The organism is Erythrobacter sp. (assembly GCF_038133525.1).
GTDB lineage: Bacteria > Pseudomonadota > Alphaproteobacteria > Sphingomonadales > Sphingomonadaceae > Qipengyuania.
The window spans coordinates 1-12,076 of sequence record NZ_JAYPTL010000027.1 but is presented as its reverse complement, the minus strand read 5'-3'; the positions used below and the strand labels follow the sequence as shown (position 1 = coordinate 12,076).

13 protein-coding genes are annotated in these 12,076 nt (G+C 61.7%); 7 read left to right on the top strand and 6 right to left on the bottom strand.

What is annotated here, in order from left to right; genetic code table 11:
- Positions 1 to 2 precede the first annotated feature (2 nt).
- Entirely contained in the window at positions 3 to 833 is an 831-nt protein-coding gene (locus AAFM29_RS08825; RefSeq protein WP_341712437.1) for a DMT family transporter, read from the top strand.
- On the opposite strand, the gene AAFM29_RS08820 is transcribed toward AAFM29_RS08825, so the two are convergent.
- From AAFM29_RS08820 to eno, 4 genes are all read right to left on the bottom strand, one after another.
- Positions 830 to 1,921, bottom strand: coding sequence for a hypothetical protein (locus AAFM29_RS08820; RefSeq protein WP_341712436.1), 1,092 nt, complete (start codon positions 1,919 to 1,921; stop codon positions 830 to 832). The two genes, AAFM29_RS08825 and AAFM29_RS08820, sit on opposite strands and share 4 nt — an antisense overlap.
- Complete coding sequence (locus AAFM29_RS08815) at positions 1,921 to 2,970, bottom strand: phosphotransferase (RefSeq protein WP_341712435.1); 1,050 nt, start codon at positions 2,968 to 2,970, stop codon at positions 1,921 to 1,923. The genes AAFM29_RS08820 and AAFM29_RS08815 overlap by 1 nt, the downstream gene beginning before the upstream one ends.
- 110 nt (positions 2,971 to 3,080) lie before the next feature.
- The gene (locus tag AAFM29_RS08810) at positions 3,081 to 5,162 is read right to left on the bottom strand and encodes a M13 family metallopeptidase (protein WP_341712434.1); all 2,082 of its coding nucleotides are present in this window, start codon (positions 5,160 to 5,162) and stop codon (positions 3,081 to 3,083) included.
- Between the two features lie 111 nt (positions 5,163 to 5,273).
- Positions 5,274 to 6,557 carry a phosphopyruvate hydratase gene (gene eno / locus AAFM29_RS08805; protein WP_341712433.1) on the bottom strand — a complete coding sequence of 428 codons (1,284 nt, stop codon included), beginning with the start codon at positions 6,555 to 6,557 and terminating at the stop codon, positions 5,274 to 5,276.
- 167 nt (positions 6,558 to 6,724) lie between these two features.
- On the opposite strand from eno, the gene AAFM29_RS08800 reads away from it, so the two are divergent.
- The 6 genes from AAFM29_RS08800 (at position 6,725) to AAFM29_RS08775 (ending at position 9,462) form a co-directional block, all read left to right on the top strand.
- A complete protein-coding gene (locus tag AAFM29_RS08800) occupies positions 6,725 to 7,342 on the top strand; it encodes a hypothetical protein (RefSeq protein WP_341712432.1) in 618 nt (205 codons plus the stop codon).
- 20 nt (positions 7,343 to 7,362) lie between these two features.
- Complete coding sequence (locus tag AAFM29_RS08795; RefSeq protein WP_341712431.1) at positions 7,363 to 7,791, top strand: phage holin family protein; 429 nt, start codon at positions 7,363 to 7,365, stop codon at positions 7,789 to 7,791.
- Positions 7,788 to 8,099: a hypothetical protein gene (locus tag AAFM29_RS08790; RefSeq protein ID WP_341712430.1), complete on the top strand. Its 312-nt coding sequence runs from the start codon at positions 7,788 to 7,790 to the stop codon at positions 8,097 to 8,099. Before AAFM29_RS08795 ends, AAFM29_RS08790 begins: the two co-directional genes overlap by 4 nt.
- A gap of 19 nt (positions 8,100 to 8,118) precedes the next feature.
- Positions 8,119 to 8,628 (top strand): hypothetical protein, encoded by a 510-nt coding sequence (locus AAFM29_RS08785; RefSeq protein WP_341712429.1) that lies wholly within the window; start codon positions 8,119 to 8,121, stop codon positions 8,626 to 8,628.
- 122 nt (positions 8,629 to 8,750) lie between these two features.
- Positions 8,751 to 8,981 carry a DUF4170 domain-containing protein gene (locus tag AAFM29_RS08780; protein WP_341712428.1) on the top strand — a complete coding sequence of 77 codons (231 nt, stop codon included), beginning with the start codon at positions 8,751 to 8,753 and terminating at the stop codon, positions 8,979 to 8,981.
- Positions 8,982 to 8,988: 7 nt separating this feature from the next.
- On the top strand, positions 8,989 to 9,462 hold the full coding sequence (locus tag AAFM29_RS08775; protein WP_341712427.1) for a GNAT family N-acetyltransferase: 474 nt from the start codon (positions 8,989 to 8,991) through the stop codon (positions 9,460 to 9,462).
- A 15-nt stretch (positions 9,463 to 9,477) separates the two neighbouring features.
- Here the strand turns inward: AAFM29_RS08775 and greA are convergent, their stop codons facing one another.
- The gene (gene greA / locus AAFM29_RS08770; protein ID WP_371830730.1) at positions 9,478 to 9,945 is read right to left on the bottom strand and encodes a transcription elongation factor GreA; all 468 of its coding nucleotides are present in this window, start codon (positions 9,943 to 9,945) and stop codon (positions 9,478 to 9,480) included.
- A 108-nt stretch (positions 9,946 to 10,053) separates the two neighbouring features.
- On the bottom strand, positions 10,054 to 12,076 hold a 2,023-nt coding region (gene carB / locus AAFM29_RS08765), incomplete at its 5' end, for a carbamoyl-phosphate synthase large subunit (RefSeq protein WP_341712426.1).

The window sequence follows — 12,076 nt, the reverse complement described above, 5'->3', positions numbered from 1 at the left end:
GCATGGTCGAAACCGCCGCGCTGATGATGATCGCCTCCGGCGCGATCCACGCGACGGTGAATGCTGTCCTCAAATCGGGCAACGACAAGCTGGCGAGCCGGGCACTGATCGATCTCAGTGGCGGGATGCTGGTGCTGCCTGCCGTTATCTTCGTACCCCTGCCGCACGGTGCATGGGGTTGGTTGGCAGGGTCGCTCGCGGTTCACGCGATATACTTCCTCGCGCTGGTCCGCGCCTTCGAAGTGGCGGAGATGAGCGCAACCTATCCGATCATGCGAGGGACCGCGCCGGTCTTCGCGGCATTGGGTGGTGTGTTCATTCTTGGTGATGCCATCACCTTGCCGGTCGCAGCCGGGATGGGACTGGTCGTTTCGGGCATCATGCTCAGCGCCATCGGCCGCAATCTCACGTGCGCCGCGCTGGGCTACTCACTCCTGACCGGAATGGCCGTCGCCTGTTACACGGTCTTCGATGCTGGCGGCGTTCGGAACGCGCCGACACAGCTATCATACATCGCCTGGGCATTCCTGGTTCTTGGCGCAGTGATCGGTGCGGCCTTCGGCGCTTGGCGTGGGCGGACCTTCGTCGATTACGCCAAGCGCAACTGGCGATCATGCGTAGTGGCGGGGGCATTGGGCGTGGTGTCCTATGGCCTGGCCCTCACGGCCTACTCGGTGGGCGACTTGCCCCGCCTTGCATCACTGCGCGAGAGTTCGATCCTCTTTGCGCTCGTCATCGCCATCATATTTCTGGGCGAAAAGGCCGACAGGTTGAAGCTGGCTGGAGGGGCGTTGATCTTTGGCGGGGTGGTTACCCTGCTCCTTACCCGCTAGCGCGCACCATCGAGGAATTCACCGAGGCCCAGTGGTGAGAAGGGGCCGATGATCAACTGTTCGAACACGCCGATCCCTTCCGAACCGTCGCTTCCCACTACCCGGACGGGCATCTGGACGTGCAGATTTTCGGGCAGAAGCGGATCGAGATCGGCGAGCTCGATGTCCTCACGTTCCACTGCAAGAGACCCCTTGTAGTGTCCATGGCCCCATTCCGGGTGGGTGTAGCCGAGCCCACGCATCTGGAAACGGCCAAGGGGTTCGAAACTCACTTGCTCGGGCGCACCACGCACCGCCAATGACAGCGTGCCCCCCGATGGCCAGCGGGTTCCCTGATCCAGCCTGGTGCGCATGCTTCCGTGGCCCTCTGTAAGGTCCGCGGCGTCAGCACCCTCGCCTGCCCATGCTGCGCGAGTGTTCCACGCTTCGCCGTGCTCGTCGTTATTGACGTGGAAGAACAGGCTGCCTTGCGGGAAATTGACGGGCGTCCACTGCCAGAAGAACCCTGGCAACATATGTCCGGGGGTCGGTTGCGGGTCGCGCGCACCGATTGGACGCACGCCCCAGCTGCGATCGCGGGTTCCCATGGTCCCTTCGGCAAGAGGGCGTCGGTCGCCATCGACCTCGATCCAACCTTCATATCGACCGTTTTGGGTTAGCCGCGTGTAGTCCATAAAGGCCCGCGGACCGATGCGGTGGATGAAACGCGGTTCCTCGATCGGAAAGGCGCGCCCTTCGAAATACAGATCCGCGGAAATACCTTGGAAATCATCGACCACCACCCGCAAGCGTTGAAGGGGTTCGACAATTTCGATGCGGATGGGGCCGACCTGCAGGTCCATCCGCTCCATTTTCAGCTCGCGGCTCGCATGAATACAGTGCTGTATCCCGCCGCGGATGACATTGAAATGCGCATCGATCACATCAAGGTGCGGATACACGCCGAGGGCCACGGCAAAGAAGCCGCTGCCGTCCGGCGCATAGCCGTTGAAGAAGTAGCGATCGTAGAAATTGCGATCGGTGCCCGAATAAGCGACCGGCTCAGGGGTCTGGTGGATTGGGTAGTCGTCGCCGCGGGTCAGGACCATCAGAGCGTCTCCTTCAGGGCCGAGAGACTGTCATGTGCCAACGCAAGCGAACAGCCCCCTCGTGCCATGGATAGAAAATTTGCATCACCCCGCTCGGTGCGCTCAACGAAAGCTGCACTGAAGACAGCTGTCGAGACACCGTGGAGTATGCCAAGCAGATAGTCGTGCCAGATGTCATCCCGGGTCAGCGCCCTGCCCCGCGCGGCCATTTCGGCCAACCACAGGTTGAGGAGCTCATCCTCGTGCTCGCGCCACAGCGCTTCGCCGATACCGGTGCCCATGAAGTAACCGACGTCGGTCATCGCCTTGCCGACCGTGACGGTCTGCCAGTCTAGGATCGCAATGGGTTCACTGCCACCACGGATGTCGAACAGCATGTTGTCGAGACGGAAGTCCCCGTGAACCATGCATTGCGGCGGCTCTTCGCGCTGGAAATAGCGACCGCTCATCTCTGCCAGTTCTTCGCAGAGCCGCATCATCTCCGGCTCGAGCGTATCGGCGTATCGCTCACGCCAGACCGCCTGCGCTTGCGGGTAAAGCGCTCCTAGCTTCTGCCCTAGGTCGGGCGGGGGCGCGTGCCATTGCGCTTCGAGTAGCTCGCTGACACCCCAGCTGGGTGCATGGATTGCCGCCGCCTGCCTGATGCCGGCGCGTGCATCCTCAAGGGTGCATCCGCGGATCTGATCGCCCTGGCGAGCGGGACCCATGTCCTCAAACAACAGGATGAACTCACCGCCGTCGTCACTTACCGCCGCGAAGTGGACGCCGGGTACGCGTACGCCAAGCCTCGGCGCCGCCTGTCGGTAAAACTCGACTTCCTTGCGATAGAGGCCGAACATGATTGCAGTGCCGCGGCTCGCTGCGTCCTCGGCAGCGAATTTGCCAGCAAGGGTTGCAGGGACAGCATGTCCTTCGAGGTGAAAGCGGGCGCTATCGCCCACCTGGCCGGTACCGATCGGCTCCCATCGCACAGCATCGACACGCGCGCCCAGAACCTCGGTTAGCCACTGCGGGGTAACCTCTGCCGGATGCACCGGAAATTCGCCCAAATCGCTCTCTCCCACGATATCGGTTGCTGATAGCTACCTGTCGTGGGCGCGACTGACAATGGTGCATATCCAGTGGGAAAGGGCCAGCATAAGCCCCCTCCCCACAGATCCTACCAGACCTTCACCCGCTTTTCCGGGGCGAGGTAGAGCGCGTCGCCCTCCTTTACATCGAAAGCCTTGTACCAGGCATCGAGATTGCGGACGGTCAAGGCGCGGTATTGCCCGGGGGCGTGACCGTCAGTCGCTATCCGCTGCCGAAGGGCCTCTTCGCGAAACTTCGTGGCCCAGGCTTGCGCATAGGCGATGAAAAAGCGCTGATCGCCGGTGAACCCACCAATGACCGGGGCCTCCTTGCCGCCAAGCGATGCGCGATAGGCATCGTAGGCAGCCGCGAGCCCTGCGACGTCGGCAATATTCTCGCCCAAGGTCAGGTCCCCACGCACATGCAGGCCCGGAAAGGGTTCGTATTGGTCGAACTGGTCCGCCAGAGCCTTGCCTGCCTCGTCGAACTTGGCCTTGTCGGCATCGGACCACCAATTGCGCATGGCGCCCGAGGAATCGAAGGCCGCGCCGTTGTTATCAAAGCTATGGCTGATTTCATGGCCAATCACCGCGCCGATAGCGCCATAATTGAATGCCGGGTCGGCCTTGGGATCGAAGAATGGACGCTGGAGGATCGCAGCCGGGAAGTTCAGCGCGTTCTGTACCGGCAAATTGACCGCGTTCACCAGCTGCGCATTCATCCACCATTCGTTCTTGTCGAGCGGCTTGCCCACCTTCGCCAGCTGTTGCCGATAGCGCAGCAAATCAGCTGCCTGGCGGTTGGCAAAGGCGTTGCCAGGTTCGACTTTGAGTGAAGAATAGTCCGTCCAAGTGTCGGGATAGCCGACGCCCACCGCCATGGTCTCGACCTTCTTCTTGGCTTCAGCCTTGGTTGCAGCTGCCATCCAAACGAGCGCGTCGATCCGCTTGGCGAAGGCATCCTTGATATTGCCAACCATGCCCGCGATCGCCGTCTTGTCGGGAGCGGGAAAGTATTTCTCGACATAGAGCTTGCCCAGCTCGTCACCAAGGTGCTGGTTGATGGCACCAAGCGCGCGCTTGTCGCGGCCGCGCTGCTCCTCTTGCCCGAAGAGCGTCTTGCCATAGAATGCAAAGTGCAGCTCATCGAGACGGGTCGGCAAGACATCGGTGTTGGCGTTGATCCGATGGAAGGTCATCCAGTCCTTCCACGCCGTCAGTGGTTCCGATGCCACGAGCGCCGAAAGCTTGGTGATCGCACTCGGATGATAGGCGTCGAAAGTGCTGAAACCTGCCAGCTGTGCGGACTTGAAGAAGGAGTCCCAGTCCATCCCCGGGGCCTTGGCCTTGAAATCGGCCTGCGACCACAGCGAGCTGGCGGTTGCCCAGTCGTCGCTCTCTTCGCGACTGACATGCGCCTTCGCGATCTTCATTTCGAGATCGAATATGCGCTGCGCCTTCGCGTCTGCATCCGCCACGCCGGCGGCCTTCAGCACGTCTGCGATATAGGTCCTGTACGAGGTGCGCAGGCCCGCCATCTTGGGGTCCGAAGACAAATAGTATTCGCGTTCAGGCATGCCGAGGCCACCCTGCAGCAGATACGGTACCACTTCCCCGCCCTTGAGGGCCTGCGTCACGAAGACGCCAAAGAGGTTCTCGGTCTCGAAATCGGTGCTGTTGAGCGGATCGACGTCCGCGCGCATGCTTGCCCCGATCGCGCTGGCGAGTTGTGCCTTGTCCGCAATCGCTTCGATCTTGGCCAGGTCGCCCGCGACAGGCTTCATACCCGCGGCATCGATCGCCTTGGTGTCGAGGAACGCTTCATAGAAGGTCTTCACTCGCCAGGCATCGCTACCCTGCGCCGGATCGGATTTCACGATCCCGTCGATCAGCGCCGTCAGGTTCTTCTCGGTCTGGAGGAAGGCGATGTAGAAGCCGCCAACATTCGAGCGATCTGCCGGTATCTCGGTACTGTCGAGCCAGCTCCCGTTGGCATAGCGGAAGAAGTCGTCGCCGGGCTTGACCGAGCTGTCCATCCAGCTCTGTTCGATCCCCAATTCGGTTCCGACCGAAGCGATCTCAGTCTCCTCGCCAAACTGACTGCAGGCGACGGGACCAAGCGTGACGGCGGCGGTACCAAGCAGCAGCGCTGCAACGAGACGGTTCTTCATGAGTGCAGCTCTCCTGAGGCGCGGCCCGCGCCCGATTGAAAGCTGCCTGATATGCGCACACCCGACGAGCGGCAATTGCCGCTCGTCGAGGCATCGCTGGGTTCGGTCGAGTTAGCCCAACCGGCCGAAGCAAGCGCGACCCGCGTAGACTGCACTGCCACCCAGCTCTTCCTCAATGCGGATGAGCTGGTTGTACTTGGCGAGGCGATCCGAACGCGCCAGCGAACCCGTCTTGATCTGACCGCAGTTGGTAGCGACCGCGAGATCGGCAATGGTCGCATCTTCGGTCTCACCCGACCGGTGCGACATGACCGCGGTGTATCCTGCACGGTTGGCGATGCTGACGGCGTCGAGCGTTTCCGAGAGCGTCCCGATCTGGTTGACCTTGACCAGCAACGAGTTGGCCAGGCCCTTTGCAATCCCGTCACTAAGCCGCTGCGGGTTGGTCACGAACAGGTCGTCGCCAACCAGCTGGACCTTGCCGCCGATAAGGTCGGTCAAGGCCTTCCATCCGGCGAAATCGTCTTCGCTCATGCCGTCTTCGATCGACCGGATCGGATAATCGTTGCACAGATCGGCCAGATAACGCGCCATCTCCTCCGGCGTCAGCGAGATCTGCTCGCCAGCCAGGTCGTAACGCCCATCGGCGAAGAACTCGGTCGATGCGCAATCCAGCGCCAGCGCAATCTCTTCACCTGGCTTGAAGCCTGCCTGCTCGATCGATGCCATGATGAAGTCCAGCGCATCGCGCGTGCTGGCAAGGTTCGGCGCGAAGCCGCCTTCGTCACCCACCGCAGTAGCCAGTCCCTTCTGCGACAGGCCTTTCTTCAGCGTATGGAACACTTCCGCACCCCAGCGGACAGCTTCGGCGAGGCTGTCTGCTCCTACCGGCATGATCATGAATTCCTGGATGTCGATCGGATTGTCGGCGTGTTCGCCGCCATTGATGATGTTCATCATCGGAACCGGAAGGACATGTGCCGATACCCCGCCAATGTAGCTATAAAGCGGTAGGCCGCGCGCCGCTGCGGCCGCCTTGGCCACTGCCATGCTGGTGCCGAGGATCGCATTGGCGCCGAGACGCGCCTTGTTCGGCGTGCCATCGAGCTCGATCATGGTCGCGTCAATGTCGCGCTGGTCTTCGGCATCGAGACCAAGGATCGCATCGGCAATCTCTGTGTTCGCGGCATCGACTGCCTTGAGCACACCCTTGCCCAGATAGCGGCCCTTGTCCCCATCGCGCAGTTCGACCGCCTCATGCGCACCAGTCGAGGCACCTGACGGAACTGCCGCGCGCCCGAAGCTGCCGTCTTCGAGCAGGACATCAACCTCAACCGTGGGATTGCCCCGCGAGTCGAGGATTTCTCGGGCATGAAGATCGATGATCGCGGTCATAGTCGGTAGCGCTCCGGACAAAGGTGTTGTAAAATGCTATAACACCCCCAGATTGGGGTTTGACGCGCTCTATGCGCCGGAACATCGGTGCGCAAGTTGCGTTGGAAAAGGAAGGCCGGAGTCTCCCGATCCGGCATGAATACGAATTGAGGGCAAGGACGAGAGTTATGGCCGAAACGACCAAGACCGCTGCGCCAAAGAAGCGCAAGACCACTGCCGCAAAGAAGACCGTCGCATCCGCCAAGCCGCGTAAACCCGCGGCAAAGAAACCCGCAAGCAAGGAGACCACTGCCGTGACCAAGACAGCAGACAATCGCACAGAAGCAAAGTCGCGCTTCAACGCGGCGCTTGAGGAAGCAAAAGCTGGTGCCGCCGCACTGAAGGCCGAAGGGCGCGATCGCGCGGTAGCCTATCGCGATCAGGCAAAGGGCAAGGGCGAAGATTGGGTTGCCGAAGCCAAGGCCTATGGTGAGGAAGCCAAGGTCAAGGGCAAGGAACTGGCCGTTGAAGGCAAGGTGAAAGCTGGCGAAGGCCTGCGCGCCCTGAGCCGCCTGGTCAATGACAATGCCTATCAGGTCGACGAGAAAGTTGGCGCCAAATACGGCGATTATGTCCGCACCGCCTCGAAGTCGCTTGATGAGTACGCCACCAAGCTGGATGCCAAGAGCGTCGACGACCTGGTTGAAGATGGCCGGGAATTCGTCCGCAAGAGCCCGGGCAAGGCCCTGGGCATCGCAGCGATTGCAGGCTTCCTCCTTTCGCGGTTATTCCGCCGCTCGCGCTGACGCGAACAGGAGGGGCTGCAATGCGGGATAACGATGGTGAGCGGACCCAGGACTATGCCGGTCCACTTGACCTACCCGATGACTACGGAGCCCCTGAAGACGAGGACGGCCAGGCTGGCCCTTCGCTGACCGATGATCTCACGGCTTTGATCGAGGACGTCAAGACCTACGCCGAAGCCGAACTCGCCTTCCAGAAAAGTCGCGCCGCTTTCACGGCCGACCGCGCGAAGGGTGCCGTAGGCTACGCACTGCTTGGCCTTGGCTTTCTCCACCTTGCCCTGATTGCGGCCACGGTGGGGCTCCTCTTCGCACTAATCCCTACGGTAGGGCCTTGGGGCGCGACGGCAATCGTCACGATTACGCTGTTGGTAGGGGCGGCGGTACTGCTCCGGCTGGTCAAGGCCCGTGTAGATGAAATCGCCTCCGCATTTGGAGACGACAAACAGTGAGCGAATTGCGCACCCGGATGGTCTCCGACCGCCACCTCCGCGATACGGCCCGCGCACTTGTCGAGGCAGACGTCGAGAATCTGAAGACGACCTACTCGCAGAAGAGCCTCACGACCCGCGCCATGGATAAGGCCCGGGAGAGCGCAGTCGACATCTACGAAGAGGCGCTCGAAGTTGCCGACGACAATCGTGGTGCATTGGCAGCGCTGGTTGCCGCCATCGTGGTCTGGTTCGCGCGCAATCCCATATTGTCGCTGTTCGGCCTGGGGGAGGAGGACGATCCTGCCCCTGACGACGCCAACAGCTGATATCGAAAACGGAGCCCCCATGTCCGAAGTCCCTCCCCTCTCCAAGCCCAAGACCGATGAACAGAAGCGTGAAGCCCTGCGCGCTCGGATCGAAGCCGCACAACAGCGCAATTCCGATCGCACTCTGGCCGAACAGGCGCGCCACGCAGCGGACGAGGCGATCGCGTTCACGCGCAAGCACCCGTTGGCTGTGGTCGGCGGTGTCGTGCTGGCCGGCTTTGCCATCGGCGCCATGACCAAGAGCGGCCGAAAGGTGGGCAAGCGAGGAGGCGTGCTGATGAACCTCGCACTGGAATCGACCTTCGCATATGGCGCAAAAATGCTTCAGGAAGCGCTGATTGCCGCGCGTGATGCAGGGGACAGGCTTGAAGACTTCGGCGACGATGCAGCCACCACGGCCCGCGGTTTGAGACGGGACGTCGCCTACAAACTCGACGTTGCGGCTGATGCCGTCCGGGCAAAGTCGCGCAAAGTCACTCGCAAGGGTTCGCGCGCCGTTCGCTCGCTCAAGGAACGCACGGGGCGCTGATCCTCGCAGAGAATACGATGCCGTAGCGGCGCGATGGGCTTGCCTGTCGCGCCGCTTTCGCTATGGGGCCAGCCAATCCGAAAATCAGCCATACCTCCCCTCCCCAAGGAGCTTCACCAGCCATGGAAGAAAAAGAGAGCAAGCAGGCGCTCTATCTCGTCATGGGCGGGCGCGTTACCGATCCCCGCGCCGTGACCTTTGCCGATCCAGAGAGCATCCACGTCGCCGGCGTGTTCAGCAGCTATGACGCTGCGGTCGACGCATGGCGCGCCAATGCCCAGCGGACGGTCGACGACGCTGAGATGAAATACGTCGTAGTCCATCTGCACAAACTGCTCGACCCGGGCGCCTGAACGAACCGTGGCCTACTTGATCAGGCCATTTCGCGACGATGATGCCGAGGGACTCCCGCATGTCTGGCGGGAGGCGATACTCCGTGTTGGTTCGCTAAAATACTCGCCAGAGCAGGTGCAAGCGTGGCTCCGCTGGCAAGCGACTCCGGAGAAGTTCCGCAGCCGCGTGGGCGAAGGGGCAACGATCCTCGTCGCCGTCGACGGAGAGGATCGCGCCGTCGCCTATGCCTTGCTTGAGCGCGATGGCCACCTGGACCACCTGTACAACCACCCGGACCATACCCGCCAAGGTCTCGCTGCGCACCTGCTTGGTGAGGCAGAGGTATTGGCGCGTAGCAGGGGCGTGACGCGGCTCTATTCGGAGGCGAGCGACCTTGCGCGCCCAGCCTTCGAGCGTGCAGGCTATGTCATGACACACAAACGCGAGTTCGAGATCGGCGGAGTGCCGATCCACAACTGGGCGATGGAGAAGCCGCTTTAGCTACGGCTTTTCGGCTCAGATAAACTCGATCTTCTCGATCAGGTAGAACCTGTCACCCGAAGGAACGGTCACTTCGACTTCCTCATCGACCTGCTTGCCGATCAGAGCCCGGCCAATCGGCGAATTGTAGCTGATCCGGCCCTTGTTCGCGTCCGCCTCTGTCTGACCGACGATCTGGTAACGCACGGGCTTATCGTCCTCGTCGAGCAAGGTCACCGTTGCACCAAAGATCACCTTGTCGCCCGAAAGCGTGGTGGGGTCGATGATCTGCGCGCGGCTGACCTTGTCCTCGATCTCGGCGATCTGCGCTTCGACCTGGCCCTGGCGTTCCTTGGCGGCGTGGTATTCCGCGTTCTCCGACAGGTCGCCATGCGCGCGCGCTTCCTCGATCGCATCGACGATCTTCGGGCGTTCGGCGCGCAGCACCTTGAGGTCCGCTGTCAGCTTCTCATAGCCCTCTGCCAGCATCGGCACCTTTTCCATGGGCCTCAGTCCTTCCTGTTCTCGCTCTCACTGGGACAATTCGAACCCGGTCCGCGGGGTGCGGAGCCTTTCGGGTCCAGATGTCAGGGAAGCGTAGGTGTGATTTCGTCAGCTATAATAGTCTTGCAAAGAACGCACTTCAAGCTGGCTCGGCGAAACCTCTGCTATTGACCTCGCAACAGCCAGGCAGGCTGTGGCGGTCGTGTAGTAAGGAAGCTTCTTTTCCAGCGCACTGGCCCGGATCGATTGGCTGTCGAGCAGTGACTGCCATCCTTCGGTGGTATTGAAGATCAGCGCCACTTCCCCGTCGATGATCGCATCGACGATGTGCGGGCGCCCTTCGGCCACTTTGTTGACCCGCTCCACGTCGAGCCCCTTGGCCTCGAGGAAGCGCTGTGTACCCCCAGTCGCGATCACCTTGAACCCGTGATCGAGCAGCGTCTTGACCGCCGGGACGATGATTTCCTTGTCGCTGTCCTTGACCGATACGAACAGTGTGCCCTGCTGTGGCAGCGTCATACCGACGCCCAGCTGCGATTTGAGGAAGGCGGCGGGGAAGCCATCGTCGATCCCCATGACCTCGCCCGTCGACTTCATTTCCGGGCTCAGCACCGGGTCCGACCCGGGAAAGCGGCTGAAGGGGAACACGGCTTCCTTCACCGCCATATGCTTCGGCCGGATGTCGAAAGGTTCGAAGGTCCGCAGATCCTCGCCAGCCATGACACGGGCCGCAATCTTGGCGATCGGGCGGCCAATCGCCTTGGCCACGAAGGGCACCGTGCGGCTTGCGCGCGGGTTCACCTCGATCAGGTAGACCTCACCGTCCTTGACCGCGAACTGCACGTTCATGAGGCCGCGGACCTGCAGCGCCTTGGCCAAAGCCTCACCCTGTCGTTCCATCTCGGCGACGATCTCGTCAGGCAAGCTATAGGGCGGCAGCGTGCAGGCGCTGTCACCCGAATGGACGCCGGCTTCTTCGATATGCTGCATCACGCCTGCGATGCGCACCTCCGAACCGTCCGAAACGACATCAACGTCGCACTCGATGGCGTCGCGCAGGTACTGGTCGACCAGTACCGGGCTGTCGCCCGACACGTTGACCGCGGTGTTGATGTAGTCATCGAGCTGCGCCTCGCTGTCGACGATCTCCATCGCACGGCCACCAAGGACGTAGCTGGGGCGCAGGAGAACGGGATAGCCGATCGCACGCGCAACCGCGGCGGCTTCGTCGCGGCTGCGGGCAATTCCGTTCTCAGGCTGTTTGAGCTTGAGCTTGGCCACCAGTTTGGCAAAGCGTTCGCGATCTTCGGCAAGGTCGATCGCATCCGGACTGGTACCCAGGATCGGAATGCCCTCGCGCTCCAGCGCCGCGGCCAGTTTAAGCGGGGTTTGCCCGCCGAACTGAACGATCACGCCGACCACTTCGCCCGTCGACATCTCGACCCGTAGAATTTCGAGCACGTCCTCCTCAGTCAGCGGCTCGAAATAGAGCCGATCTGAGGTGTCGTAATCGGTCGAAACCGTCTCCGGGTTGCAGTTGACCATGATGGTCTCGAACCCGGCTTCGCTCAGCGCGAAACAGGCGTGAACGCAGCAATAATCGAACTCGATGCCCTGCCCGATACGGTTGGGGCCGCCCCCCAGGATAACGATTTTCTTGCGATCGCTGGGCTGTGCTTCGTCCTCGGGCTCGCCGAAGGTCGGCGCTTCATAGGTCGAATACATGTAGGGCGTCACGGCTTCGAACTCGGCCGCACAGCTGTCGATGCGCTTGTAGACCGGAAGCACGCCCAGCTTGTGACGCAGGTCGCGCACTTCCTGCTCGCTCGTGGCACCTGCCATGGCGCGCAGTGCGTCGTGCAGCAGTCCAGAGCGCTTGGCCTGGGTTTCGCCGAGGCCGCCTGCCACACCAACCGACCTGACAGCCAGTGTAGCCAGACGCTTGTCGGAAAAGCCCATGGCCTTGAGGCGCCGCATCTCGGTCGCGTCGCGCGGCAAGCCATTGTGACCAATCATCTTCTCTTCGTAGATGATCGATTCAATCTGGCGCAGGAACCAAGGATCGAAGCCGGTGATGGGCTGGATTTCCTCGACGGTCAGGTCCTCACGGAAAGCCTGCGCGATCTTGAGT

Bases quoted from the DNA above. Each gene is read 5' to 3' on its own strand.
- AAFM29_RS08825 (WP_341712437.1), top strand. From the start codon at position 3: ATGGTCGAAACCGCCGCGCTGATGATGATCGCCTCCGGCGCGATCCAC.
- AAFM29_RS08820 (WP_341712436.1), bottom strand. From the start codon at position 1,921: ATGGTCCTGACCCGCGGCGACGACTACCCAATCCACCAGACCCCTGAG.
- AAFM29_RS08810 (WP_341712434.1), bottom strand. From the start codon at position 5,162: ATGAAGAACCGTCTCGTTGCAGCGCTGCTGCTTGGTACCGCCGCCGTC.
- eno (WP_341712433.1), bottom strand. From the start codon at position 6,557: ATGACCGCGATCATCGATCTTCATGCCCGAGAAATCCTCGACTCGCGG.
- AAFM29_RS08800 (WP_341712432.1), top strand. From the start codon at position 6,725: ATGGCCGAAACGACCAAGACCGCTGCGCCAAAGAAGCGCAAGACCACT.
- AAFM29_RS08795 (WP_341712431.1), top strand. From the start codon at position 7,363: ATGCGGGATAACGATGGTGAGCGGACCCAGGACTATGCCGGTCCACTT.
- AAFM29_RS08785 (WP_341712429.1), top strand. From the start codon at position 8,119: ATGTCCGAAGTCCCTCCCCTCTCCAAGCCCAAGACCGATGAACAGAAG.
- AAFM29_RS08780 (WP_341712428.1), top strand. From the start codon at position 8,751: ATGGAAGAAAAAGAGAGCAAGCAGGCGCTCTATCTCGTCATGGGCGGG.
- greA (WP_371830730.1), bottom strand. From the start codon at position 9,945: ATGGAAAAGGTGCCGATGCTGGCAGAGGGCTATGAGAAGCTGACAGCG.